The sequence below is a fragment of the Nitratidesulfovibrio sp. genome (assembly GCF_040373385.1).
GTDB lineage: Bacteria > Desulfobacterota > Desulfovibrionia > Desulfovibrionales > Desulfovibrionaceae > Cupidesulfovibrio.
The window spans coordinates 1-24,503 of sequence record NZ_JBDXXH010000015.1 but is presented as its reverse complement, the minus strand read 5'-3'; the positions used below and the strand labels follow the sequence as shown (position 1 = coordinate 24,503).

Below are 24,503 nucleotides of genomic sequence, written 5' to 3'. Positions count from 1 at the left end.
GAAGGCCCCGGTGAGCAATCACCGGGGCCTTCCTGCGTTCGGCACCATGGAAGCGACTGGGAGCGGGGCGGGGATGGGGGACGGATGGGCCGGGGGGCTTGACCATGCTTTCACTCGTCTTGCGCCTTGCCAGCCGTTTCCTTCCTGCGTCCATCCTGCACGCCTCTGTAGCGGCGCGCAGGATCCGCGACTCATACCCTCTGCTTGCCTGATGGCTGCCGCAGTGCGCGCGGCAAACGCGCACACCCGTGCCTGCGGCGGGGCTTATGCCTGTCGTCCCGTTGTCGCCCCATTATCGCCTGTTGTCGCCAGCAAGCAGCCGCGTCGCAAGCCCGGCACGGCGTATCGGCAAGGGAAGCGGCGTAACCGTCACCTGGCAGGAGAAGGGCGCGGGCAGTGAATGCTGGAGTGACAGCGCAAGGAGAAGGGATGACGGATGCGGATGTTGAACAGGGGCGCAGTGCCGCAGTGCCGCAGTGCCCGGATGGGGAGCGCACTGCCACTCGGCAGCCTATCGGTTCATCCGGCGCCATTCCCACGGCGGGGTAGGGTTGCGGGACTTCCACAGGCCGATGTTGGTTTCGCGGGCCTTGTCCGCCGCGTAGTACCAGGCAAGGCAGGGGTAGGGCAGGCGGCAGTATTCGCCGTAGAACCAGGCCTGTCCGGCGCGCAGCATGTCGCCGTTCACGTCGTTGCTGAGGTCGCCGCCAGCGGGGTGGACCTGTCCCTGCACCGAAGCGGAGCCGGGCTGGTGCCGCGATGCCTCGCCGGGTGATGGGCCGACGTTGAGGGTTGCCGCGTTGGTCTTGGCCCGGCCTGCCGCCGTTGTGGCCGCCTGCTCGCCGGGCAGCCATGGGAAAGGCGCAGTGCGCACGTGGGCCACATCGCGGCCATAGCCGTCGCGGTCGATGGTTACAAGGTACACCTTGTGGTCCATGACCTTGCGCAGCAGCAACGCACGCGCCTGTTCGCCCCCACGCTGATGCAGTTCGGGCGCGTCGATGCCGTACAGGCGCACCCGAACATCGCGGCCCCGCTCATCGCACACAACGATGGTATCCCCGTCGGGTACGCCAACGACCAGCCCCTGCCACGGTTGCAACTTGGTCAGCGAGGTCAAGGCAATGACCAGCAGCAGGCCAATCAACGAGGTAGAGCGCGAAATGAACCGCCGTGGTCTGCGGCGCGGCATGGGGCCCCTGGACTGTACTGGCAGGCGTGTGGGCTGGTTGCCGCCATGCTGCGGGTCAGGCGGTGTGCGCACGGGCTCAATTCCCAGCCTTCAGTGCGTCCAGTTCGCGCTCTACCACCGGCAGCATGCGTTCCACGATGACCTGCACCCCCCTGGGATTGGGGTGCATGCCGTCGGGCAGGTTCAGCGCACGGTCCAACGCCACCCCGTCCAGAAAGAAGGGATACAGCGTCAGGCCGTATTGCCTGGCCAGTTCCGGGTACACCGCATCGAAACGCCGGGCGTAATCGGCCCCCATGTTCATGGGGGCGCGCATGCCAGCCAGCAGCACGCGGACGCCATTCTTGCGGCAGATTTCGATGATTGCGGCCAGGTTGCGGCGCAGGGCGTCCACCGGCAGGCCGCGCAGGCCATCGTTGGCGCCCAGTTCCAGGATCAGCAGGTCCGGCTTGTCGCTCAGCGACCATTCGACCCGCGCAAGGCCCCCGGCGGAGGTGTCGCCGGACACCCCGGCATTGGTGATGCGCACCGGTCGCCCCTTGGCGTGCAGCGCGGCGCCGAGCCGCTCGGGGAAGGCCTCGTCCGGCCCCAGGCCGTATCCCGCCACCAAACTGTCGCCCAGCACGAGGATATGGGGTATGGAAGAGTTGCCACCGCCACTCGCGGCCCATGCCGTGGTGGGCGGCAGCAGTGCCAGCGCAAGGGCCGTGAAGGCCGCGAGCACGCACGGCGCCGCCGTACGGTGCAGCTTCCGGCACATTGCCTGACATAAGCGGCATATCGACGGGCACAACGCCGGACGCCGACCACGCTGTGATATCAGCCGTTCCGCCGGGGCCATCCCCCGGCATCTACCCCAGCCGCCAAAGGTGATTCGCGTGACAGATCCGATCATTGGACTCTCCGGTATATATCTCAACCTAGTGGGCGGTTCCGGCCAGGTCAACATCCTGCGGGGCGTGAACCTTTCCGTCAATGCCGGTGAAACCGTGTCCATCGTGGGGCCGTCCGGCTCGGGCAAGACCACCACCCTGATGATCATGGCCGGGCTGGAACGCCCCACCGGCGGCACGGTGCGCGTGGCCGGACACGACCTTGGCGACATGGACGAGGATGCCCTGGCCCGGTTCCGGCGGGCGCATCTGGGCATCGTGTTCCAGTCGTTCCATCTGGTGCCCACCATGACCGCGCTGGAAAACGCCGCCCTGCCGCTGGAATTCTCCCATGCCGCAGATGCGCGCGAACGTGCCATGGCCGCACTGGCCGCCGTGGGGCTGGAGGGCCGCGCCCTGCACTACCCGGCGGAGCTTTCCGGCGGGGAACAGCAGCGGGTGGCCCTGGCGCGGGCCTTTGCCTCTGCCCCGCGCGTGATCCTGGCTGACGAACCTACCGGCAACCTGGATACCGAAACGGGCCGCCGGGTCATCGAACATCTGTTCCGCCTGCGCGAGGAGCACTCAACCACGCTGGTGCTGATCACCCATGACCGCGAACTGGCCGCCCAGTGCGGTCGGCAGGTGCGCATGGAAGACGGCAGGCTGTACGAGGGCGGGGAGAGCGCGGTTGCCGCCGTGTCCATTCGCGATGCAGGGCAGGGCACGGAGTTGAACGGCGGTGAGGGCAGTGCGCCAGACGGCGCGGCAGGCGGTGCGTCAGCCTCCACCCCCAACAATGCGGGGCGCGCGTGATGACCGCGCGCGACCTTGGCCTGGCCTTTCGGCTGGCCCTGCGCGAACTGCGTTCCGGGCAGCGGCGGCTGACGGTGTTTCTGGGCTGCATGTTCCTTGGGGTGTTCGCCATTGCCGCCGTGGGGTCCATTTCCGAGGCGGTGCGGGCGGGGCTGGCGCGTGACGCGCGGGCGTTGCTGGGCGGCGACGCGTCGGTGGAATTCGCCACCCAGCAGCCCTCGGACGAGGAACTGGCCTGGCTGTCCGCGCGCGGTACGGTGAGTCAGGTGGTTTCGCTGCGCGGCATGGCCCGCTTGGCCACACCCGGTGGCCCCAGTGGAGAGGACGCCGCCATGGTGGCGCTGAAAGGCGTGGACGCGGCCTACCCCCTGTATGGCGCGGTGACCCTGGACCCGCCCCAGCCGCTGGCCGATGCGCTGCGCGACGGCCCGGCGGCTGGCGGCCCGGCGGGTAACGGCTTGTCTGGTGACGCTCCCACCCTGCCCGGAGTGGTGGTGGACCCGCTGCTGCTGGAGCGCTTCGGCGTGCGGGTGGGGGACGTGATCACGGTGGGCACGCAACGCTTCCGCATCGCAGCCGCCCTGCTGGGCGAGCCGGACCGGGTGGTGCAGGGCATCACCTACGGGCCGCGCGTGCTCATGTCGTTGACAGGGCTGGACCGTACCGGCCTGCTGGTGCCCGGCACCCTGCTGCAAAGCGGCGCGCGGATACGCCTGCCCGGGCCCGGCGAGGCGGCGCGGGTGGCTGCGCCGGGTGGAGAGGGAGCCGCCACGGGGGCTGGCGCACCGTCGGCCACGGGCGCAGCCGGGTCACCTGCATTCTCTCCAGCCGAAGCATCTCCAGCCCCCGCATCTCTCCGCTCCGCAGACGAGGCCACAGTGGCGGCCTTCGTCGAGGCCGCACGCACCGCCTTTCCCGATGCCGGGTGGCGCGTGGAATCGTACAGCCGCGCCGTGCCGCGCATCCGCAACCTGCTGGACCGGGTGGATACCGACCTGATGCTGATCGGCATTGCCGCGCTGCTGGTGGGCGGACTCGGCATAGCCGAGGCGGTGCGCGGCTACCTTGCCAGCCGCATGGCCTCCATCGCCACGCTCAAATGCGTGGGCGGCGGCGTGGCCACGGTACTGTGGACCTACCTGTTCCAGATACTGCTCATCGGCGGCGCGGGCATCGTGGCCGGGTGCGCCCTTGGCGCGGCGGTACCGCCCCTGGCCGCCGGGCTGACCGGCCAGCTCATTCCCGTGCAACTGGATGCGTCCATCCACGCCGCGCCGCTGCTGCGCGCGGCCCTGCTGGGGCTGGCCATCCTGCTGGCCTTTTCGCTGCGGCCCCTGCTGCTGGCCGGGGCGGTGCGCCCGGCCACCCTGTTCCGGGGCTATGTGGCGGGCGGCGGCAACGGGCTGTCGGGGGTGGGCCGGGTGCTGGTGGGGCTGGGATTTGCCGTGCTGGCCGGGTTGGTATGGCTGTTCACGCCCGATGCGCGGTTGGCCTTCGGCTTCATGGCCGGGTGCGCGGGGTGCTTCGCGGTGTTCCGCGTGGTGGCGTGGGGTCTGCGGGCCGGAACGCGCCGCGCGCCCCGTGCGGGCAATCCCAGCGTGCGGCTGGGGCTGGCGTCCATCCACCGGCCCGGCGCGCCCACGGTGAACATGGTCTTTGCGCTGGGGCTGGGCCTTACCGCGCTGGTGGGCATTGCCCAGGTGGAGCGCAACCTTAGCGCATCCCTGGCCCGCGACTTGTCGCGCGATGCCCCGGCATTCTTCTTCATCAACGTGCTGCCCGACCAGGTGGCGGAATTCGAGGCGCTGGGCAACGCGTCCGGCGGCATGGCGGGCGTCACGCGCATCGACAACGCCCCCATGGTGCGCGGGCGCATCGTGCGCATCAAGGGGGTGCCGGTGCAGGACGTGGCCGTGGCGCCGGACGCCCAGTGGGCCGTGCGCGGCGACCGGGGCCTGAGCCATGCGGCCACGCCCCCGCCGGACACGGAACTGACGGCGGGCGCATGGTGGCCGCCCGGCTACAGCGGGCCGCCGATCATCTCGCTGTCGGATGACCTGGCGCGCGGCTTCGGCGTGACCGTGGGCGACAGCCTGACCTTCAACATCCTGGGGCGCGAGGTGACGGCCACCATCGCCAACGTGCGCAAGGTGGACTGGATGACCTTTCAGTTGCAGTTCGCCGTGCTGTTCGCGCCCGGCCTGCTGGACCGTGCCCCGGCCACGTGGGTGGTGACGGCCTATGGCATGGGCGCGGGCATGGACGGGCTGTACCGCACGGTGACGGCGGCGCACCCCAACGTCACGGCCATCAGCATGCGCGAGTTGCTGGCCGAGGTACGCGAGCTCATGGAACGCATGGGTGTGCTGTTCCGGGCCATGGCCGGGGTGATGCTGGCCACGGGGCTGCTGGTGGTGGCCGGTGCCATTCTGGCCGACCGGCAGCGGCGCATCTACGACGCGGTCATCTACAAGGTGTGCGGGGCTACCCGGCGCGACATATTGCTGGCGCTGGTCACCGAATTCCTGATCACGGGGCTGGTCACCGGGCTGTTCAGCGCGGGCACGGGCACCCTGGCCGCGTGGGCCGCCGTGCGCGGCCTGCTGAAGCTGCCCTTTGCCGTGTACCCTGGCGTGGTGGCGGGCACGGTGGCCGCCTGCGTGGCCTTTGCGCTGGTGTTCGGGCTGGCAGGCACGGCGCGCGCCCTGAAGGAAAAACCCGCGCCGTATCTGCGGAACGAGTAGGGTGGGGTGGGTGTTTTTGTGAAAAGTGCAGGGAGTTCGCCATTGACAGGTCGTTGGCCTTCCAAGGGAGCATGGTCATGCTGGCTTGACCGGAGGCACGACAAAGAGTGTGGTTACGTTTTCGGGGGATGCGCTGGAGAGCGCGGGGCAATCAACTCACAGTCAATTCTCGGCTACCCCGCCGCAATGCCTTTGGCAGGTTGTACACCAGCAAGCAGCCAGATGCGGCGGGGCGCGTGCTCAACGAGATCGAGCGGCCCTTTTTTGAAGAATACGACACGCACCAGCGTTGCGATGCCATTGGTCAATGGGCGGGAATTCTGCGGGCAGCCCGGCAGGCGTCCTTGCAAAGTGTTCCTGCAACCGAAAGGCATTGAGCATTGGCCGCCCCAGCCAGATGCCCGCAATGCCGCAATGTTGTGAGCACCGTACTCGACAAGCATCAGCAATCAGCCGCATGAGGAGGCACAAGTCATTGGACGAAATGCAGAGGAGTGGATGGCTGCTTTCGGTGGCTTTGCGTCGAGAAAAATACCGAATTATGCAGCACAAGCCCGGGGGCACGGAAGGCTTGGGTAGTCTTAGCAGAAAAGAGAAAGGAAATTTTGTACGCAGCACTGCGGGAAAGTCTTGTTTCCTAAGCGCAGTGTCTACACTTTCCCGATTCCTATGAAGCCATATGCGGTGAAGTCTTTAAGGAATGCATTGAGAAAATTGTGTTTCCCATAGCAGTGTATCTCGATAGAGTCGAAGCCGGCCATTTTGAGGATGTTGAATAGGCTTGTTGAAGAGAAAAAGCGAATGTGGCCATTGTTGGAAAATTGAAACACCGCTCCGTCTTTTTTCCCCAAAAGCATCGGGAGAAGTGTTTTTAAATTGAGGAGGTCATTGGGGACGCTGACGATAAAGATTCCCCCCTTTGAAAGCGCTCCTCTGGCCTTGATGCAGGCTGAGAGAGGGTCAAAGAGGTGCTCAATGACATCAAGTGCCGATATCAGGTCGTATTGGCGCTGTTCAATCTCCTCAGTTTCAATGTTGCGACCAATGATGTGGACATTTTCTTTCAGCAAGTCTTCGCGTGGTGAATCCGCCATTTCAAAGGCGTAGCGGTTCTCGGCTGCGATGGTTGCTAGAAACCGTCCTCTGCTTGCCCCGATATCAAGATGATTTTTAAAGTTTGAGCTGTGCTTTGAGAGCAATTTTTTAATGATGTTCTCTTTGAATTGGTCATGGCCGCCGCAATACGAGGGGTCGTCGTATATTTTTGAGTAAAATTTTTCAGATTGCAATGTACTTACTCCATATCAAGGGGAGATTTTCAGGCAGCTTTTCATTGGTCATGCATGTTGTTTGCGTAATGCGCCAAGGTATTGTGTTGTGCCCCGAGTGCTTTGAAGGTGCTCTTGCGAAAAGGCCTTTTGCTCGTTTGGCGATATTCGTTCTGGCAAACCTCATGGGGGTATTTGCCGTTCATGATACAGCCTTGTTGCGGCCCTGTCATGTCAGGGTTGTCGCTTGGCGAGGATAGGCTTTGATAATATCGTGCCCACTCCTTGTAAAGCGAGCTTTCCGGTGCATGATGATCTGCAGTGCGGGGCCTGCTGAAGCTGCCCTTTGCCGTGTACCCCGGAGAGGTGGCGGGCACGGTGGCCGCGTGTGTGGCCTTTGCGCTGGTGTTCGGGCTGGCGGGCACGGCACGCGCCTGAAGGAAAAGCCCGCGCCGTATTTGCGGAACGAGTAGCGGATGCCGCGGCATCGGGCACCACGCAGAGCAGGAAGCGAGGCGTCCGATGGGGTAAAAATGGAAAGGCCCCACGGACATGTCCGTGGGGCCTTCATCTTCATGGTGGGTCGTGCGGGGCTCGAACCTGCGACTCTCTGCTTAAAAGGCAGATACTCTACCGACTGAGTTAACGACCCGAAAGGGAGAGGTCTTATACGCTGGGTTGCGTTCGGCGTCAAGAATGCCGCAACGCCTGTTTCGCAAGGGCCGCAGGGGGCCGTCAGGGCTCCTCGGCTATTCCGCCGTCACCCGCTCCATGCCGCCCATGTAGGGGCGCAGCACTTCGGGAATGACTATCGATCCGTCTTCCTGCTGGTAGTTTTCGATGACCGCCACCAGGGCGCGGCCAACGGCGAGGCCGGAACCATTCAGGGTGTGCGCGAATTCGGGCTTGCCGCCGCCCGCCGGGCGGAAGCGGATGCCCGCGCGGCGCGCCTGGAAGTCGCCGCAGTTGGAACACGACGAAATCTCGCGGTAGGCGTTCTGGCCGGGCAGCCAGACCTCGATGTCGTAGGTCTTGGCCGACGAGAAGCCCATGTCGCCCGTGCACAGGGTAATCACCCGGTAGGGCAGGCCCAGGCGCTGCAACAGTACCTCGGCGTGGCCGCGCATCTTTTCCAGTTCGTCGAACGAACGTTCCGGATGGGCAAAGCGCACCATCTCCACCTTGGTGAACTGGTGTTGGCGGATCAGGCCGCGCGTGTCCTTGCCGTAGCTGCCCGCCTCGGAGCGGAAGCACGGGGTCATGGCCGCGTAGCCCATGGGCAGTTGGGCCTCTTCCAGCATTTCGTCCGCGTGCAGGTTGGTCAGCGGCACTTCTGCCGTGGGAATCAGAAAGTAATCCCACCCTTCGAGCTTGAACAGGTCTTCCTCGAACTTGGGCAACTGGCCGGTGCCGGTCATGGTCTTGCGGTTGACCATGAACGGCGGGATGATTTCCGTGTAGCCGTGCTCGGTGATGTGCGTATCCAGAAAGAAGTTGGCCAGGGCGCGTTCCATGCGGGCCGCCCAGGTGCGGTACACGGCAAAGCGGCTGCCCGCCAGCTTGCCCGCACGCTCGAAGTCCAGCCCGCCAAGGGCGGTGCCGATCTCCCAGTGTTCCTTGGGGGCAAAGGTGAAGGCGCGGGGGGTACCCCAGCGCAGCACCTCGGGGTTGTCGGCCTCGCTGCGGCCAAAGGGCACGGAGGCGTCGGGTATATTGGGCACGGCCAGCAGCCAGTCGTTGACGGCGGCCTTCACCTCTTCGGTTTCGCGGTCCAGGTCCTTGATGCGGTCGGACAGCCCGGACAGGCGTTCCAGCAGCGGGGCTGCGTCCTCGCCCGCGCGCTTCATGCGGGCCACTTCGCCCGAGGCCTTGTTGCGTTCGCCCTTCAGGGCTTCCACCTCGGCCAGCAGGGCGCGGCGGCGTTCATCCAGGGCGGTGAATTCGGCCATGTCGAGCGACGAGCCCCGGTCGGCCAGGGCCTTGGCCACCACTTCGGGGCTGCGTTGCAGCAGCTTGAGATCGAGCATGCGGGGGTACTCCTTGTGGAAAAAGACGCCGGAGGATACCCGCATCGCGCGAGGGGCGTCAACACGCCCGCCGTGCGCCTGTGCCGGCCATGCCGCAAGGCGGCATGGGGCGGAAGCAGCGCGGGATGGCGAATGACGGGGCGATGCGGTGATCGGCAGATGCAGCAACAGCGCGCCGACTCACCTGGGCGCTACGCAGGCGAAAACGGAATATGCGTCGGGGCTGATCTGGCGGGTGAGGACAGGACGGGATCGATTGGGCCGGACCGGATCGAATCGGACCGGATCGAATCGGACCGGACCGGATCGGGGCCGGATATGGCGCGGGCCGATGGGGGGTGTGGCTGCCGTCAGGGGGCGAAAGACGGATGTGCAGGGTATCCCCACCGGTGGCCGGAAAGAGCGGGACCGTGCGGCTCTTTCCGTACATGGCAGCCTTTCGGGGCAGTGCCATCCGGGCCAACCCGACGGAGGGCGGCGAGACCCTGCCGTCAGGCTGTCCCCGTGCGCCGGGCCGGAGGCCCTTTGCCGGACGTGTGACCGGCGTGCGCGCGGGGGCGTCCGCCGATCAGTTGTCGGACATGACCTCGGGGGCGACGCGCATCTGCTCGGGATGCAGTTCGCGCAGGTAGTCGATGAGGGTGGAATAGTCCTCGTCGTAGACCATCTCGTCGCTGTCGTCGCGCGCGTAGAAACCCGCCCATGCGGGGCTGCGCAGCGAAGAGGGCAGGCCATCGCGCGATTCGTCGGTAAGCCACACCACCACGTTGGCACCCTTGCGGACCAGCGCACGGGTGAACGCGGGCACGCCGCGCGGGGTAAGCGCGATGACGTAACCCAGCGCCAGCAGGATGCGGTGGGCGCGGGTGCGGGTGTCCTGGATGCGGCCGATCTTCTTCAGCCGGTTGCGGAACAGGGCCGCCTCGCTGTCCTTGCGAGGCTGGATGTCCTGCCGCGTCACGGGAATGCTGGAATGACGGGCGGGCATTTGTGAAACCTCCATCAGAGAGTGTATCCGTCCCGGATGGTTCCGGGCGCTGTTTGATTGAACAGCCTACATGGTTGCGCTGTCAATCATTATCTACACTATGGGAGTTGAGATGGCTCATGTCAATGGTGAGAGTGAAGGCTCAACACGCCGTGGTGGGGGTAGAATTTTTTGAATTCGGCCCAAACGGCCTTGCCGGGGTTGGGTGAGTGAACGCCCAATGCCTTGTGAAATAAGGAATTATGAGCAAGTCCGGGGTGAGGTGCCCGGATGCGGCGGATTGGAGCGGGGAGGTTGGAAAAAATGTCTGAGCGAACAGTTTATATGCTGCCGCGCAGGTAGGGTTCAATTTTTTATACGGCAGGGGTTGCCGCCTTGTCGCGCGCATTGGGGCTGTGATGCTGCAATGGTGCGAGTTGGCAGGATAAAATAAAACACCGCCAGTAAAGGCGGTGTTGGCACGCGGGTTGCTATGTCCCCAGTACCTTCCTTTCTTTTGCAGACAGCTTTTCCTCCAGAACGGCTTGCGGGCGGTCCGCAAGCCGTTCTGCGTTGTGGCGCCGGGTGTTCGGCGGCCACCGGGCCCTGCAATGCGGGTGTCAGCCCTGCACGGCCTTGTTGACCATGTTGGCCACGGCGCGCGCGGCATCCTCGTCCACATCCACATACTTCAGCCCCAGCAGGTAGCCCCCGGCGGAATGCTCCACCCGGATCACCTCGGCGATGGCTTGCAGGTACTGGTCGGCGTCGTTCTCGTAGACCTTGAAGAACCCCGGCGAATACTTGTTCAGCGTGGGGATGTGCACGCGCACCTGCAACTTGGTGCCCGGCTCGAAGGTACGGGGGCTGTGCACGCTGAGCCCGCCGGCGCTGATGTCGCAGCACTGGGTTTCAAAACGGGCCTGGCTGGACGGGGGGAAGCGGATTTCGCTGGCCTCGACGCGAAAGGGCTTGGGAAGGCGGCTAAACTTGCGCCGATCGGTGGTGGAGTCTGTCATGGTCCCGAAGTCTCCTGGCGGGGGTGGGAATGAGGCCGGGGGGGCGCGTTTCCTGCCGTCGCCCTGCCTGTAAGGGCGCGGTGCGCCACCCGGCGATGCTCCTGCGGGCCTCCGGCCCGAGCCATGCAGCAAGGGTATCACACGCGGTGGTGCCGCGCCACCCTGCGGCGCATCGGGCCGGACAGAATGACGCGATCGGGCGGCAAGTCCGTGTGGCGCAGGACCATGGCGGCTTCTGCCGGGTGTGCGCAAGGGCACGGGGCAATGACCTCGTGTCGGTGTCTGCCTGGCCGGTGCCACGCCCGCCACGGTGTCGTGCCGGGGTGCCCACCGCGTGACGGCCATGTGGCGACATGGCGGCAAGGGCGTTTGTGACGTGCGGCGCGGACTTGCCGTGCCCGCCCGAGCCGGATGAAGTAAGTGGTCATTGACTTTCCGGGGCAAAGGATTATCAGGGGCGGAACGCATATTCGTTACGGAGGATTGCCCATGCTCAAAATCGCCCTGCCCTCGCGAGACGGCATCATTGACGAACATTTCGGCCACTGCGAGTATTATACCCTGCTGACGGTGGACGAGACCCGCAACATTGTGAAAGAAGAGCGCCTGACGCCGCCCCCCGGCTGCGGGTGCAAGTCGAACATCGTGCCCGTCCTGGTGGACCTTGGCGTCAGCGTTCTGGTGGGCGGCAACATGGGCGAAGGCGCCGTGATGACGCTGCGCCGCCACGGCATCGACGTGGTGCGCGGGGCATCCGGCCCGGTTCATGACGCCGCCCGGAGCTGGCTGGACGGTCACCTGACCGACCGGCAGGAACTGTGTACATCCCACGGCCATCACGGCTGCGGTAACCACTAGCGGTACGCCGACGGGCTTCGCGGGGCGAAGCGTCGGGCGGCGGGCCGAAGGATCGACCCACATGTCCGAGACCACGCTTTGCCCCTGCGGCTCCGGCCTTGCGCTGGACGCCTGCTGCGGCCCCTACGTGCGCGGCGAAAAGCCCGCGCCCACGGCAGAAGCGCTGATGCGCTCGCGCTATTCCGCCCACTGCCTGCACGCCTTCGACTACCTGGACACCTCCACCCACCCTGCCATGCGCGAGGAAGTCAGCATCGACGAGATGCGCGCCTGGTCCGAAGCCGTGGACTGGAAGGGGCTGGAAGTGCTTTCCGTGAAGGGCGGCCAGCCCGGCGACGAGACCGGCGAGGTTTCGTTCGTGGCCCACTATGTGCTGGGCGGCGTGCCGCAGGAACTGCGCGAGGACAGCTTTTTCCGGTGCGAGGACGGCGTGTGGTACTACGCCGATGGCCTGGTGCACGGGCAGGAGCCGTTCCGCCGCGAGGCCCCCAAGGTGGGCCGCAACGAGCCCTGTACCTGTGGCAGCGGCAAGAAGTTCAAGAAGTGCTGCGGCAAGTAGACTGACGCTGCCTGATTTTGCGCCGGGGATGGAGGAAGGCCTTCCGTCCCCGGCGTTTTTTTCTGGGGCGGGGAGGTATGGCGCGCGTGCCTGAAGACATCCGGCCAAGTGCTCGATGGTATCGGCTCGCGCGGCCCGTTCCGCCAGTCCCATCCGTGGCCCCGTCTTGTCCGTTATGGTTTGCACCGCCCGGTCCGCCCCGTCCGTCCGGTCCGCCCAGTCCGTCCGGTCCGCCCCGTCCGCCCCGTCCGTCCAGTCTGGCACAGCCCCGCCCGGTCACTCCCCCTTGCCCTTCACTCCGGTATCTGCTTTGCTGCGTCCAATCACGGAGCATCGCCCATGCGTACCTTTCTGTTCGTTCCGCCGCTGCCCCGCATGACCGGGGGCCTTGCCGTGCTGTACCGCATGGCCGCGCACCTGCATGCCGCCGGGTACCCGGTGTTTCTCGTCCCCCGCGAAGGGGGGGCGCCCGGGCTCGATCCGGACAGCCCGCCCGCGCCAATAATGGGTTGGGACGAGGCCGTCGCCGCGCCGACCCCGCGCGACGTGTGGCTGGTGCCGGAAGGCTGGGTCAACGCGCTGGCTCCTGGCCTGCGCGCGGGCGCGCGGTGCGTGGTGTACGTGCAGAACTGGGCGTACCTGCTGTCTTCGTTGCCGCCGGGCGTGGCCTGGCCGCAACTTGACGTGTCGTTCCTGGCCGTGTCCGACCCGGTGGCCTGGTACACCCGCGAGGTGACCGGGCGCGAAGCCCCGGTGCTGCGCCCCGGCATCGACCTTGAAGTGTTCCACCCGGCCTGGGCGCAGGGTGGGGATGGCGGGGAACAATCGAACGGGGGCGCCGTTCCCGACGGACCCGCGCCGGGGCCGGTGCGCATTGCTTGGATGCCGCGCAAGAACCGCGCGCTGGCCCAGCAGGTGCGCGAGTTGCTGACCGCCCGGCTGGCCCTGTCCGCCTCGCGCGGGGAGCGGGCCGTGGAGGTGGAGTGGCGCGAGATTCATGGCCGCACCCATGCCGAAGTGGCGGATCTGCTGCGCACGTCGCAGGTGTTTCTGGCCACGGGGTTTCCCGAAGGCTGCCCGCTGCCCCCGCTGGAGGCGCTGGCCAGCGGCTGCCTGCTGGTGGGCTTTGCCGGATTTGGCGGGTGGGACTACATGCGCCAGGCCCTGCCCGGCGGGGTGACCCCGTGGTGGACGGGGGGCGGCCCCGAAGCGGACCCGGCTGGCGGGGGCATGGACCTGCCGCCCAACGGCTACTTTGCCGCCGACGCCGACGTGGTGGCCGCCGGGCTGGCCCTGGAACGGGCCGTACGTCTTGCGGCCACGGGCGGGCCGGAACTGGCCGCGCTGCGCCGGGCGGGACTTGCCACGGCGCGGGCCTGTTCGCTGGAGCGCCAGCGTGCAACGGTGCTGGCGCTGTGGGAGCGGGTGGCGAAGGGGGAATTGTTTCCCGCCGCGCGCAGCTAGCCAGGTCTTCCGCCAGCCCCATAACGAGTGCCTGTGCACTGGACAGGCACCCCACGAGGACGCATTTACTCCGTGCTTCCAATGAACATTCGCGCCGCCACGCGCCGTCTGTCCGTGCCGTAGCCTTCTGCCCGCCCGTCCGTCATTCGTGCGGGCGAGAGCGCATGGCCGGTGCCGCGCGTCATCACCATAAGGAATCCGCATCATGTCCAAGAAGAAACCGGAACGCCCCGCGCCGGAAAGCCTGGGGTTGCCCTGTACCGGCGTGGAATCGCACGCCCACCTTGATGGCAGCGAGTTCGACGCTGACCGCGAGGCCGTATTGGACCGCGCCCGCGCCGCCGGGGTAGCGCAGTTCGGCAACGTGTTCCTTGGCCCGGAGAAATGGGCGGCCAACCGCCACCTGTTCGCGCAGCGGCCCGAGGTGTTCTTTCTGCTCGGCATCCACCCCTGCGAGGCGCAGGCCTGCGACGACGCGGCCCTTGCCGCCATGCGCGCGGCATTCGCACAGGACGACCGCCTGCGCGCCGTGGGCGAGATTGGCCTGGATTTCTACTGGGACGACTGCCCGCCCGACATCCAGCGCGCGGCCTTTCGCGCCCAGCTGGCCATGGCCCGTGAGGTGGAGCGCCCGGTGGTGATCCACTCGCGCGACGCCTTCGACGACACCTTGCGGGTGCTGGAGGAGGAAGGCTTTTCCGGCTACCCGCTGCTGTGGCACTGCTTTGGGGGCGATGCGGCGCAGGCCGCGCGCATCGTGGCGCACGGCTGGCACGTCTCGTTGCCCGGCCCGGTCAGCTACCCGGCCAACGAACCCCTGCGCGAGGCAGCGCGCGCGCTGCCGCTGGATCGGCTGGTGCTGGAAACCGACAGCCCGTACCTGTCGCCCGTGCCCTATCGCGGCAAGCGCAACGAACCCGCGTACATGGTGTTCACCGCGCAGGCCGTGGCCCAGGCGCGGGGCATGGACGTGGCCGAACTGTGGACGGTGGCCGGGGACAACGCGCGGCGGTTTTTCGGGGTGTAGCACCGCCGACGGCGGCAGCCGGGGTAGGGGATGTCCGGAATGCTGTGATGGCGTAGGCAGGAGTGGGAATATCCGGAGCGTCGTGACGGCGCACCGCCGCCGGGGAGGCCCCATGGACGATGCATCGCAACGGGACGGTGACCGCCTCCCGGAACGTGACGTGCCGAATGGCGGCCCGCCGGATAGCGAAATGCCGGGCGGCCATACTCCGGATAGCCGTACGGGGGACGAAATCCGCCGCTTCGACCGGGCGCTGGCCCTGTTCGATGCCGGGGCGTGGTTCACCTGTCATGAGGTGCTGGAGCATCTGTGGCTGGACGAAACCCGGCCCGAGCGCGATGTGTACAAGGGCATCCTGCAAATTGCCGTGGGCCTGCTGCACGAGGAAAACGGCAACCGCGCCGGGGCGTTGCGCCTGCTGGAACGCGGCGCCGGACATCTGGTCCCGTTCCTGCCCGCAGGGTTCGGGGTTGATCTGGCGGTCCTGCGGGACGAGGCCCTGCGCCTGCGCGCGGTGCTGGCCGCGTTGCCCCCCGGCCAGCGGCTGGACGCGGCGCGCTGGAAGGAACTGCTGCCGCGCGTTTCGCGGACGGTTTAAGCGACGGGCAACGAAAACGCCGGACACGAGAGTGCCCGGCGTTGGTCTTTTTTGGCGGGAAATGCTGCGGCATCGCGTTGGTTACCGCCCATTCCGGCCCGCTCAGGCCGTGGCCTCCGCCGGATGTCCGAACCCTTCCAGCAGCCGCGCGATGAACCGGTCCACCAGCGCGTGTTCCGGCAGGCCGGTGACGCAGGCGTTGTCCAGCATGCGCGCCGCAAGGCCGGGCAGGGCGGGCACGCCCACCCGCGTTTCGGGCAGGCCGACCAGTTCCGGGCTGTCGGGCAATTGGGGTAGCTGGGGCAGGTACTCGTCCTCGGCGCAGGCGGCGCACGGTCCGGCAAGCCGGTTCAGGGCCAGCACCTGCTGGTGCAGGCCAAGGCCGTGCGCCAGACGGGCGATGTCCGCCGCCGTTTCCAGGCTGCGCAGCCCCGGCTCGCTGACCACCGCCAGGCCGTCCACTGCCGCCACGGTGCCCCGGCCAAGGTGTTCCACCCCGGCCTCCAGGTCCACCAGTACCCATTCGCGCCGGTCGTGCACCAGATGGGCCAGCAGCGCCTTCAGCAGGGCGTTGGCCTCGCAGGCGCAGCCGCCCCCGGCCCCGGCAACCGACCCCATGACCAGCAGCCGCTTGCGCCCTGGCGCAATGCCGGGTGCCGCATCCCCCCCAAGGGGAACGTCCACCGCCAGCGCCTCGGGCAGGTCGCCCACTTCGGGCGTCAGGCTGATCATGCCCGTGCCGATGCGCTGCATGATCAGGTCGTGCCGCTCCACCAGCGGCACCGGCAGGCCGTCGCGCGCAAGACCGGAGGCCCTTCCTAATGACAGGGCCGTGTCCGCGTCGATCATCCACACGTCGTGCCCGTGCCGGGCCAGATAGTCCGCCGTCCAGGCTGCCAGCGTGGTCTTGCCCGCGCCGCCTTTGCCCGCAAATGCCAATTTCATGCGTGCCTCCTGCGTGGCGTCCGTTTCGGAAGAAAGAGAACCGGGGGCGGGGAAGGGACCCTTTCGGGAAAGGGTCTCCTTCCCAGCCCCGGCTCCCCACCCCCCCAAAAAAATGTTCAAAGGGGGGGCGGAGATGCTCCGGTGGCATGCGCCGTTCTTGCCCGCGTGTCTCCGGCAGGGCCGAAGCGCCGGAGCTGGGCCGGAGCAGGAAGTGCCTGCCCCGGCCCGTCCCGGTGCGGGAAGGCGCGGCCACGGGCCGGTGACCGCGCCGCCGGGTGATGCCCAAGGTGCGCGCCTGTCAGTAGATGTGCCGTGCTACGCGGACAATCCCAGCTTTTGGCGCCGCTCCACGATATGCGCTTCCAGCAGGTCCGCCGCCTTCACCGGGTCGGCCTCCACCATGAACGCCGCGCCCACCAACCCGTTCAGGCCGTCAACGGCCAAGCCGGTCACCACGTCGCTGCCCAGGATGTTGGGCGGCAGGCCGAGGTGGGTGGGAATGCCGCTGGCCACGGCGTACAGGCCGATGGCCGCCGCCTTTTCCGAATACCATTCCGGCGACGACGCCCCCACGGGCAGGTCGCTGATGTCCACGCCCAGTTCATCGGCCAGCAGCCCGCACAGTTGCAGGATGCGCGAGTTGTCCACGCAGCTGCCCATGTGCAGCACGGGCGGCACGCCGAGCGCCTTGCACACGGCGGAAAGGCCCGGCCCGGCCATGTCGGCGGCCTCTGGCATGAGCAGCCCGGCCTTGCCTGCCGCCGTGGTCACGCAGCCGGTGGCCAGCACCATGATGTCGCGGCGGATGAGTTCCTTGGCCAGGCCCACGTTGCCGGAATCCTGTTTGATCTTGGGGTTGTTGCAGCCCACGATGCCCACGAACCCGCGAATCTGCCCGGCCTTCACGGCGTCCAGCAGCGGGGCCGGGGTGCCGCCCAGCGCGGCCAGGATGGCCTCGTTGGAGAACCCGGTGGTGATGGGTACCGGCTGTACGGGAATGCTCACCCGCGCGGGGTCGCGCTTCGTGAAGGCCTCGATGGCCAGCCGCACGATTTCGCGGCACTTTTCCTGGGCATTGTGGGGGTGCACCTCGATGTGCGTGGCCCCGGTGAACCGCCCCTTGGGCGAGGTGGTCACGAAGCGGGTGTGGTAGCAGGCGGCAATGCGCACAAGGCTGGGCATGATACACTGGTAGTCGGCCACGATGGCGTCCGCCGCGCCGGTCACGATGGCCAGTTCCGTCATCAGGTGGTTGCCCGCCATGGGAATGCCCTGGCGCATCAGCAGTTCGTTGCCGGTGCAGCACAGCCCGGCCACGTTGAGCGCGGCGGCCCCGGCATCGCGGGCGGCCTGCTGCATGGCGGGTTCGCGTGCGGCGGCCAGGATCATTTCCGACACCACGGGGTTGTGGCCGTGCACAAGGATGTTCACGGCGTCTTCGCGCAGCACGCCCAGGTTCACGGTGGACTGGCGGGGCATGGGCGTGCCGAACAGGATGTCCGACAGTTCCGTGCCGATCATGGATCCGCCCCAGCCATCGGCCAGCGCGGTGCGCGCAGCGTGGGTCAGCAGGCTGGCGGGGTCGTTGTCGCAGCCCATGTGGGTGCGGTGCATCATTTCGGCGATTTCGCGGTCAATGCCGCGCGGGGTCATGCCCAGGCGTTCCCACAATTCGCGGCGGACCTTGGGGGCGCGCTTCAGAAAGGCCAGTTCGGTGCGGCGGCTGCCGAAGTCGGCGTAGCACACGTCCACAAGGTCGCGGGCCACGTCCAGGGTGGGGCGAGTGTCTGTGTCGGCCACGCCCAGTTCGGCGGCGATGCGGCGCAGCTTGGCCTCGTCGCGGATGGTGTAGCCGGGGGCGTGGCCTTCCACCACGGCCTCCAGCGTCTCGATCAGGTCGCGGCCGTGGTCGGAGTGCCCGGCGGCGCCGCCCGCGATGAACCGGCCGAAGTTGCGGGCCACGATGACGTCGGCGTCGGCACCGCACACGCCGTAGCGCATCTTGCCGTCCTTGCGGTTGGCTATGCGGCAGGGACCCATGACGCAGTTGCGGCAGGTGGTGCCCAGTTCGCAGAACTTACAGTGGGGCGTCTGCTCGCGCATGCGGTCCCACGCGGTGGGAATGTTTTCGGCTTCGGCCTTGCGCAGCATCTGCCGCGCGTCTTCCCACAGGGTGTGCTCGGTGTAGGGGGTCTCGGAATTCATGTTGCCCTCCCTGGGCGGTGGCCCCGCACGGGGCCGCTGCGGTTGCACCGCGTCCGCTGTCGTTTCCCGCGACGCGTGCGGACGCATCCGCCGCCCCCGCGCGTCCTCTCCTGCGTGTGGGCGGCACTGTATGGTGCGAACGTAGCGCGGCAGGGCGGTGGGGTATGTCGGATAGCCGACAAAAGGCACGCAGGTGCGGAAAAAAGGGGAGGGGGCGAAAGAATGCGGAAACACGCTGGAAAGACAGCGGTATTGCGGAAGGAAAGGGGGGAGAGTGCGCGGCTTGACGAAAGGGGAAGGGACGGCGCGACAGGGGCGCCATTGGTGGACGACCAGGCGGACAGCCAGGCGGGCAACTGGCAGACTACCGGGCCGGGAGTCGGGCAAAGGGGGGGCAGTGAACTCGACCGACGAGGTCGATCGGCGCTGACGGCCCCGAGGGGCGCCGGACAGCGGGGGCTGGCTGGAACGCAGGCAGGCAGGGCGGGCCGGGGCGAAAAGGGGCGCTGGCTACGCGCTGGCCAGTTCGCGCAGGCGGTCCATGTCGCGCACGCGATAGGCGCCGCGTCCCACCCGTTCAAGGATGCCGGAGCGGATCATGTCGTTGAGCAGGGTGGACACGGTCTGACGGGTGGCTCCCACCATGCCGGCCAGTTGTTCCGTGGTCAGGTCCATGCGGATGATCTGGCCGCTGCCGGGTTGCACGGATCGGGACGGCATGGCGTGGCGCCGGGCAGGGGCATGGGCGGGGCGCATTGCGGCAGGGGTGTTGGCCGGGGCGTGGACCGGGGCGTTGGCCGAGGGGGTGGCAAGGACATGCGGGGGCGCGTCGTCAGGGGCTGATGCCGCGCCCGCGTTGGCGGCATCGTCCGTAGCGTCCATTTCGGCGAGGTCGGCGGTATCGTCAGGGTCGGGGGCGGGAGCCCGTTCGGCCTGTTCCAGCAGCAGGGAGGCCAGGCGGGTGTTGCTATCGCGGAACACCAGCCCCTCGATGAGAAAGAAGGTGGAGCGCAGCATCTGCCCCAGCACCCGCACCATGATGGCCGAAACCTCCGGCAGGTCGGTCATGCGGCGGCGGAAGGCGCGGGTGTCGGCCAGCAGCACCTCGCCGTCGGCCAGGGCTTGCACGTGCGCCCCGGTGTGGCTGCTGTAGATGTCGCCCCGCTCCAGAAAGGCCAAGGTGAATTCCTTGCCCCCGTACGAAAGGTACACCCGGAACCGGCCCGACTTCACAACCAGCACCAGGTCTTCCTGCTCGTCGGGCCAGAAGATGCCCTGCCCGCGCGCCACCCGGCGCACGGAAAACATCTCGCGCAGGGGCGCGCTTTCGGGGCGCTCCAGCGCTTCCAGCAGATCGACGTCGGAAAGCTTCATCATCATGGCGGGGGCTCCTGGCGTTCCGGTGCCGGGCGATGTGGGGCATTGGGGCGGGAGACAGGCGCGGAACGTGGTCATAAGCATGGCACAGCCACGTGCACGGAGCAACGCATCACCTGTGCGCCATGGATGCGTGAGCGCGCGGGCGGGTGGAGAAGCTGCGCATCCCCGTGCCCTCGCCACGCGGTGACGGCACGGGGATGCGGAAAAATGCGGGATGGGGGCCGGTGCCTGGGCGCGCTACTCCAGCCCCGCCTTGCGGAACGCCTCCGCGATGCTTTCCTCATACGGGGCGCGTAGCACACCCACCTCGGTGACGATGCCCGCGATGAGCGCGGCGGGGGTCACGTCGAAGGCAAAGTTGTACACCGGCACCCCGTCGGGGGTGATCTGGGTGTCGCCCACGTGGGTCACCTCGCGCGGGGTGCGGTCTTCTATGGGAATGTGATCGCCGTCGGGGGTGTTCCTGTCGATGGTGGACAGCGGCGCGGCCACATAGAACGGCACGCCGTGCTCGCGGGCCAGCAGGGCCACGGAATAGGTGCCGATCTTGTTGGCGGCGTCGCCGTTGGCGGCAATGCGGTCAGCCCCCACCACCACCTTCTGCACCATGCCCTTGCGCATCAGGTGGCCGCAGGCGTTGTCGCAGGCCACGGTGACGGGGATGTGGTCCTCGTGCAGTTCATAGGCGGTCAGCCGCGCGCCTTGCAGGAAGGGCCGCGTTTCATTGGCGATGACCGAAATCTTCTTGCCGGCGTCCACCGCGCCCCGGATGACCCCCAGCGCCGTGCCGTACCCGGCGGTGGCCAGCGCGCCCGCGTTGCAGTGGGTCATCACCGTGTCGCCCTCGTCGATCAGCGCGGCGCCGTGGCGGCCCATGGCGCGGTTGATCTCGATGTCGTCGCGATGGATGCGCCGCGCCTCCGATTCCCACAGTGAGATCAGCGTGGCGAAGGGCGCGTGCCCGGCGGTCTTCCATACCTTGCGCATGCGGTCCACGGCCCAGCGCAGGTTCACGGCGGTGGGCCGCGCCTTGGCGATGCGCTCCAGCAGGCCGTCCAGCACCGGGTGCCAGTGGTCGCCCGCCTCGGCGGCCTCGTACGCGGCCAGCACGCAGCCCCACGCGGCGGTGACGCCGATGGCCGGGGCGCCGCGCACCACCATGACCTGCAACGCGGTGACGATGTCTTCCGTGGTCCGGCACACGAAATCTTCCTGCCGGGTGGGCAGCAACCGCTGGTCGAGCAGGATCAGGGCACGCTGGGCGGCGTCGTAGCGGATATGGTGTTCCATGGGGCCTCCGTGGAGTGGGCACGTGGATGGGGCGTGGGGGGCAAGGCGCGCGATGGCCCGCTGCGGCGGCCTGTGTGGGCCGCCCGGCGGGGCATGTCATGCAGTCGCCGGGGGGGGGCGGATGCGTGCCGCGCGGTGCACCCGTTCCCCGTCGGGTGTACCGTCCCGGCGGCGACTCGGCAAGGGTGTGGCGGCAGGACGGGCTTGGCTGCCGGGGCGGGCGCGTTGTGGGAGCGTAGCGGACGGGCGCATCGGGCGAGACGCATGGGGACGCTTCGTGCCTTCGCCGTATCGCCGATACCGCCCCCTCGCACCGTGCTCGCCTGTCTGCGCTCCTGCCGCAACGCCCGCAACCGCGCGGCGCTATACCGTCAGATCCGCCGCGTCGGTCACGTCGGCAAACACCCCGTTCAGGGCGGCCAGAAAGGTGGCGCGCACCGTGTTCGCGTCCACCTGCGTGCCGCCGTACGCCAACGCAGGCGAGGCCGTGGCATCGCCCGCCACCCGGCAGCGGAAGCCCAGGTCGAAGGCCGCGCGCACCGTGGTGTCGATGCACATGTGGGTCATCATGCCTACCACGATAAGGTCTGTGGCGCCGATTGCGCGCAGGCGGTCCAGCAGCTCCGTATCGCGGAACGAGTTGGGAAAGTGCTTGGTCAGCACGGCCTCGCCGGGCAGCGGGGCCACCAGCGGGTGGATGTCCGCCCCTTCCGTGCCGGGCAGGAAAAAGGTGGAGCCGGGGCGGATGCTTTCATGGCGGATATGGATGATCGGCATGGACGCCGCGCGGCAGCGGGCCAGAATCTCTACGGCGCGGCGGCCCGCGCTGTCCGCATCGGGCAGGGCCATGCGCCCGCCGGGAAAGTAGTCGCGCTGGATGTCGACGAGAACGAGTGCCGTGATGGATGCAGCCGGGGCTGCGGCGGGGTTGATTGCGGATGCGGACGACATGGCGGCTCCATGAAGTTGTCGGGTTACGGTTGGGATAACTGTGCGTAAGGGGCGGACGGGCCGCCCAGACGAGTCCCATGGACGGGCCGCGCCACGCCCGGCGCGCCATATATGGATAGCACCCCCGCGCCTGGCAGGCGAGGGCAGGGCAGGCCAGCCCGCCGGGATGTCCTGTTTTGCCGCCGGATTGTCCTGTTTCGACGGCACGAATCTCGTCTTTCGCATACTGTATACAATTCTTGACAGCCGACCCGGTTCACGGCATGAGCAGTGCATGCGTACCGCATCCTCCCCATCGCCGGGCCTGCTGCCGCCCGCGCCCCCGCCGCCTGCGGGGCCGCGCCGTTGCGCACACCCGGTCCACCGGTGGTGGCGGCCCTGACCACAGGGCCGTGGAGGTTCGCGCATGCCGCCGCAGAAAGCTGTGGCACCCGCTGACAAACCCACGCGGCCGGAACTCCGGGCGCGCCGCCGAACCCCGCGTATTGGCCGCCGCATTCAGGCCGGAGTCCTGCTGCAACAGCACGAGGAGCTTCGACAATGTCCACCATCCCCCGCATGTTCCCTGCCGGTGTCACCTACGGCGCCACCCTGCCCACCGATGGCGGCTGCGCCTGCGCCGCCGCCGCGCGCGCTGCCAGCCTGGCCACGCTCCCCGCGCCGCCCGCTGCCGACGGCCTGTTCGGCCCCTACGGCGGGCAGTACGTGCCGGAGCACATCAAGCCCGTGCTCGACGAACTGGCCGCCACCTTCGAACGCTACCACGCCGACCCGGACTTTCTGGCCGAACTGGAATACTACCTGACCCGCTATGCCGGTCGCCAGACGCCGCTGTTCCTGTGCGCCAACCTTACCGCGCGCCTTGGCGGGGCCAAGATCTACCTCAAGCGCGAAGACCTGAACCACCTTGGCGCGCACAAGGTGAACAACACCATCGGGCAGATCCTGCTGGCCAAGCGCATGGGCAAGAAGAAGGTCATTGCGGAAACGGGCGCGGGTCAGCACGGCGTGGCCACCGCCGCCACCGCCGCGCTCATGGGCATGCAGTGCACCATCCACATGGGCGCGGAAGACATGGAACGCCAGAAGCTGAACGTGTTCCGCATGCGCATGATGGGCGCGGAAGTGGTGCCCGCCATGAGCGGCCAGCGCACCCTGAAGGAAGCCGTGGACGAGGCCCTGGGCGCATGGCTGGGCGATGCCGAAAACACCTTCTACCTGCTGGGCTCGGCCGTGGGGCCGCACCCGTACCCGCGCATCGTGCGGCATTTCCAGTCGGTGATCGGGCGCGAGGCGCGCGCCCAGATGCTGGAGGCGGAAGGCCGCCTGCCCGACTGCGCAGTGGCCTGCGTGGGCGGCGGCTCCAACGCCATCGGCCTGTTCGCGGACTTCATTGGTGACGAGGGCGTGCGGCTCATCGGCGTCGAGCCTGCCGGGCGCGGCCTGACCTACGGCGACCACGCGGCCACCCTGTGCATGGGCACGCCGGGCGTGATGCACGGGTTCCATTCCTACATGCTGAAGGACGAGGCAGGCGAACCGGCTGCCGTGTATTCCATATCCGCCGGGCTGGACTACCCCGGCGTGGGGCCGGAACACAGTCACCTCAAGGATATTGGCCGCGCCGAGTACGCCAGCGTGACCGATGCCGAAGCGCTGGACGCCTTTTTCATCCTGTCGCGCACGGAAGGCATCATCCCCGCGCTGGAATCGTCGCACGCCCTGGCCCACGCCATGAAGCTGGCGCCCGCCATGGGCAGGGACGCCATCATCCTGGTCAACCTGTCCGGCCGGGGGGACAAGGACGTGGCCCAGGTGGAGGAGATGGTCAGCGCCGGGCTGGTTATCCCCCCCACGCTGTAGGCCTTGCCCGCATCATCGCCGGTTGCCGGGCGGGCCACGGTTCGCCCGGCAATCGGATGCAAGTTTTTATGCATGCAAATTCAGCGTGTTGAGGCAATAGTGTAGAAAGGGCGCGAAAAGGTTGTTGACCTTGGCGGGCGATACGCATAGATACCCGCTTCCGCGACGACGACCGGCGGCAGCGCGCGAACAGCGCGTCGCCATTGGGAGTTCCGAGCGGAGTGCTCTTTCTACCTTGCAGGCCCTGCCGGACGATGCGCCACACTGGCAAAATCGACCGGCCACGAAAAAAAAGTGAAAAAGGGTATTGACAGCAGATGCGGGATGCGGCAAAAGGGCCGTCCGCGCTGCGACAAGGTCGACGGCACGGCGGAGCAATGGCTCCGGCGGTCCAAGTGACTGCGGTTCTTTGACAAGTAAATAGCGAGTCGGGAAGGAATCAGCCTTTACGATAGTAA

At 67.5% G+C, this 24,503-nt stretch carries 20 protein-coding genes and 1 tRNA gene; 8 read left to right on the top strand and 13 right to left on the bottom strand.

All coding sequences use genetic code 11. The features are described 5' to 3' along the window. Nucleotides 1–511 precede the first annotated feature (511 nt). Nucleotides 512–1,192 (bottom strand): thermonuclease family protein, encoded by a 681-nt coding sequence (locus tag ABWO17_RS16910; protein ID WP_353120617.1) that lies wholly within the window; start codon nt 1,190–1,192, stop codon nt 512–514. A 76-nt stretch (nt 1,193–1,268) separates the two neighbouring features. Beyond that, nucleotides 1,269–1,916, bottom strand: coding sequence for an arylesterase (locus ABWO17_RS16905; RefSeq protein ID WP_353120615.1), 648 nt, complete (start codon nt 1,914–1,916; stop codon nt 1,269–1,271). 154 nt (nt 1,917–2,070) lie between these two features. Between ABWO17_RS16905 and ABWO17_RS16900 the strand changes: the two genes are divergently transcribed. Both ABWO17_RS16900 and ABWO17_RS16895 read left to right on the top strand, forming a co-directional pair. Further along, the gene (locus ABWO17_RS16900; RefSeq protein WP_502914929.1) at nt 2,071–2,880 is read left to right on the top strand and encodes an ABC transporter ATP-binding protein; all 810 of its coding nucleotides are present in this window, start codon (nt 2,071–2,073) and stop codon (nt 2,878–2,880) included. After that, complete coding sequence (locus tag ABWO17_RS16895) at nt 2,880–5,624, top strand: ABC transporter permease (protein WP_353120619.1); 2,745 nt, start codon at nt 2,880–2,882, stop codon at nt 5,622–5,624. Before ABWO17_RS16900 ends, ABWO17_RS16895 begins: the two co-directional genes overlap by 1 nt. 173 nt (nt 5,625–5,797) lie before the next feature. Here ABWO17_RS16895 and ABWO17_RS16890 read toward each other — a convergent pair whose 3' ends face one another. From ABWO17_RS16890 to ABWO17_RS16865, 6 genes are all read right to left on the bottom strand, one after another. Then, entirely contained in the window at nt 5,798–6,067 is a 270-nt protein-coding gene (locus ABWO17_RS16890) for a hypothetical protein (protein WP_353120611.1), read from the bottom strand. A gap of 207 nt (nt 6,068–6,274) precedes the next feature. After that, nucleotides 6,275–6,913, bottom strand: a complete 639-nt coding sequence (locus ABWO17_RS16885; RefSeq protein WP_353120609.1) for a class I SAM-dependent methyltransferase — start codon at nt 6,911–6,913, stop codon at nt 6,275–6,277. 555 nt (nt 6,914–7,468) lie between these two features. Next, nucleotides 7,469–7,544 (bottom strand) — tRNA-Lys (locus ABWO17_RS16880). Between the two features lie 97 nt (nt 7,545–7,641). Continuing rightward, on the bottom strand, nt 7,642–8,919 hold the full coding sequence (serS, locus tag ABWO17_RS16875) for a serine--tRNA ligase (RefSeq protein WP_353120607.1): 1,278 nt from the start codon (nt 8,917–8,919) through the stop codon (nt 7,642–7,644). A 568-nt stretch (nt 8,920–9,487) separates the two neighbouring features. Beyond that, nucleotides 9,488–9,922: a hypothetical protein gene (locus ABWO17_RS16870; protein ID WP_353120605.1), complete on the bottom strand. Its 435-nt coding sequence runs from the start codon at nt 9,920–9,922 to the stop codon at nt 9,488–9,490. A gap of 584 nt (nt 9,923–10,506) precedes the next feature. After that, complete coding sequence (locus ABWO17_RS16865) at nt 10,507–10,905, bottom strand: PilZ domain-containing protein (protein ID WP_353120603.1); 399 nt, start codon at nt 10,903–10,905, stop codon at nt 10,507–10,509. 489 nt (nt 10,906–11,394) lie between these two features. Between ABWO17_RS16865 and ABWO17_RS16860 the strand changes: the two genes are divergently transcribed. From ABWO17_RS16860 to ABWO17_RS16840, 5 genes are all read left to right on the top strand, one after another. After that, nucleotides 11,395–11,763 carry a NifB/NifX family molybdenum-iron cluster-binding protein gene (locus ABWO17_RS16860; protein WP_353120601.1) on the top strand — a complete coding sequence of 123 codons (369 nt, stop codon included), beginning with the start codon at nt 11,395–11,397 and terminating at the stop codon, nt 11,761–11,763. 61 nt (nt 11,764–11,824) lie between these two features. Continuing rightward, entirely contained in the window at nt 11,825–12,322 is a 498-nt protein-coding gene (locus ABWO17_RS16855) for a YchJ family protein (RefSeq protein ID WP_353120599.1), read from the top strand. A 339-nt stretch (nt 12,323–12,661) separates the two neighbouring features. Further along, the gene (locus ABWO17_RS16850) at nt 12,662–13,786 is read left to right on the top strand and encodes a glycosyltransferase family protein (protein ID WP_353120598.1); all 1,125 of its coding nucleotides are present in this window, start codon (nt 12,662–12,664) and stop codon (nt 13,784–13,786) included. A 205-nt stretch (nt 13,787–13,991) separates the two neighbouring features. Beyond that, nucleotides 13,992–14,813 carry a TatD family hydrolase gene (locus tag ABWO17_RS16845; RefSeq protein WP_353120596.1) on the top strand — a complete coding sequence of 274 codons (822 nt, stop codon included), beginning with the start codon at nt 13,992–13,994 and terminating at the stop codon, nt 14,811–14,813. Between the two features lie 112 nt (nt 14,814–14,925). Next, complete coding sequence (locus ABWO17_RS16840; RefSeq protein ID WP_353120594.1) at nt 14,926–15,411, top strand: DUF309 domain-containing protein; 486 nt, start codon at nt 14,926–14,928, stop codon at nt 15,409–15,411. A 102-nt stretch (nt 15,412–15,513) separates the two neighbouring features. Here ABWO17_RS16840 and ABWO17_RS16835 read toward each other — a convergent pair whose 3' ends face one another. The 5 genes from ABWO17_RS16835 to ABWO17_RS16815 form a co-directional block, all read right to left on the bottom strand. Continuing rightward, nucleotides 15,514–16,356, bottom strand: coding sequence for an ATP-binding protein (locus tag ABWO17_RS16835; RefSeq protein WP_353120592.1), 843 nt, complete (start codon nt 16,354–16,356; stop codon nt 15,514–15,516). Nucleotides 16,357–16,671: 315 nt separating this feature from the next. Next, nucleotides 16,672–18,561 (bottom strand): anaerobic carbon-monoxide dehydrogenase catalytic subunit, encoded by a 1,890-nt coding sequence (gene cooS, locus ABWO17_RS16830; protein ID WP_353120590.1) that lies wholly within the window; start codon nt 18,559–18,561, stop codon nt 16,672–16,674. A gap of 510 nt (nt 18,562–19,071) precedes the next feature. Next, the gene (locus ABWO17_RS16825) at nt 19,072–19,941 is read right to left on the bottom strand and encodes a Crp/Fnr family transcriptional regulator (RefSeq protein WP_353120588.1); all 870 of its coding nucleotides are present in this window, start codon (nt 19,939–19,941) and stop codon (nt 19,072–19,074) included. Between the two features lie 237 nt (nt 19,942–20,178). Further along, nucleotides 20,179–21,231, bottom strand: a complete 1,053-nt coding sequence (gene mtnA, locus ABWO17_RS16820; protein WP_353120586.1) for an S-methyl-5-thioribose-1-phosphate isomerase — start codon at nt 21,229–21,231, stop codon at nt 20,179–20,181. A gap of 363 nt (nt 21,232–21,594) precedes the next feature. After that, on the bottom strand, nt 21,595–22,182 hold the full coding sequence (locus tag ABWO17_RS16815) for a cysteine hydrolase family protein (protein WP_353120584.1): 588 nt from the start codon (nt 22,180–22,182) through the stop codon (nt 21,595–21,597). 540 nt (nt 22,183–22,722) lie between these two features. Between ABWO17_RS16815 and trpB the strand changes: the two genes are divergently transcribed. Beyond that, the gene (gene trpB / locus ABWO17_RS16810; protein WP_353120582.1) at nt 22,723–24,045 is read left to right on the top strand and encodes a tryptophan synthase subunit beta; all 1,323 of its coding nucleotides are present in this window, start codon (nt 22,723–22,725) and stop codon (nt 24,043–24,045) included. Nucleotides 24,046–24,503: the final 458 nt, after the last annotated feature.

Coding starts and splice junctions, on each gene's coding strand:
- ABWO17_RS16910 (WP_353120617.1), bottom strand. CDS start 1,192: ATGCCGCGCCGCAGACCACGGCGGTTCATTTCGCGCTCTACCTCGTTG.
- ABWO17_RS16895 (WP_353120619.1), top strand. CDS start 2,880: ATGACCGCGCGCGACCTTGGCCTGGCCTTTCGGCTGGCCCTGCGCGAA.
- ABWO17_RS16890 (WP_353120611.1), bottom strand. CDS start 6,067: ATGCTTGTCGAGTACGGTGCTCACAACATTGCGGCATTGCGGGCATCT.
- serS (WP_353120607.1), bottom strand. CDS start 8,919: ATGCTCGATCTCAAGCTGCTGCAACGCAGCCCCGAAGTGGTGGCCAAG.
- ABWO17_RS16870 (WP_353120605.1), bottom strand. CDS start 9,922: ATGGAGGTTTCACAAATGCCCGCCCGTCATTCCAGCATTCCCGTGACG.
- ABWO17_RS16865 (WP_353120603.1), bottom strand. CDS start 10,905: ATGACAGACTCCACCACCGATCGGCGCAAGTTTAGCCGCCTTCCCAAG.
- ABWO17_RS16860 (WP_353120601.1), top strand. CDS start 11,395: ATGCTCAAAATCGCCCTGCCCTCGCGAGACGGCATCATTGACGAACAT.
- ABWO17_RS16855 (WP_353120599.1), top strand. CDS start 11,825: ATGTCCGAGACCACGCTTTGCCCCTGCGGCTCCGGCCTTGCGCTGGAC.
- ABWO17_RS16850 (WP_353120598.1), top strand. CDS start 12,662: ATGCGTACCTTTCTGTTCGTTCCGCCGCTGCCCCGCATGACCGGGGGC.
- ABWO17_RS16845 (WP_353120596.1), top strand. CDS start 13,992: ATGTCCAAGAAGAAACCGGAACGCCCCGCGCCGGAAAGCCTGGGGTTG.
- ABWO17_RS16840 (WP_353120594.1), top strand. CDS start 14,926: ATGGACGATGCATCGCAACGGGACGGTGACCGCCTCCCGGAACGTGAC.
- ABWO17_RS16835 (WP_353120592.1), bottom strand. CDS start 16,356: ATGAAATTGGCATTTGCGGGCAAAGGCGGCGCGGGCAAGACCACGCTG.
- cooS (WP_353120590.1), bottom strand. CDS start 18,561: ATGAATTCCGAGACCCCCTACACCGAGCACACCCTGTGGGAAGACGCG.
- ABWO17_RS16825 (WP_353120588.1), bottom strand. CDS start 19,941: ATGATGATGAAGCTTTCCGACGTCGATCTGCTGGAAGCGCTGGAGCGC.
- mtnA (WP_353120586.1), bottom strand. CDS start 21,231: ATGGAACACCATATCCGCTACGACGCCGCCCAGCGTGCCCTGATCCTG.
- ABWO17_RS16815 (WP_353120584.1), bottom strand. CDS start 22,182: ATGTCGTCCGCATCCGCAATCAACCCCGCCGCAGCCCCGGCTGCATCC.
- trpB (WP_353120582.1), top strand. CDS start 22,723: ATGTCCACCATCCCCCGCATGTTCCCTGCCGGTGTCACCTACGGCGCC.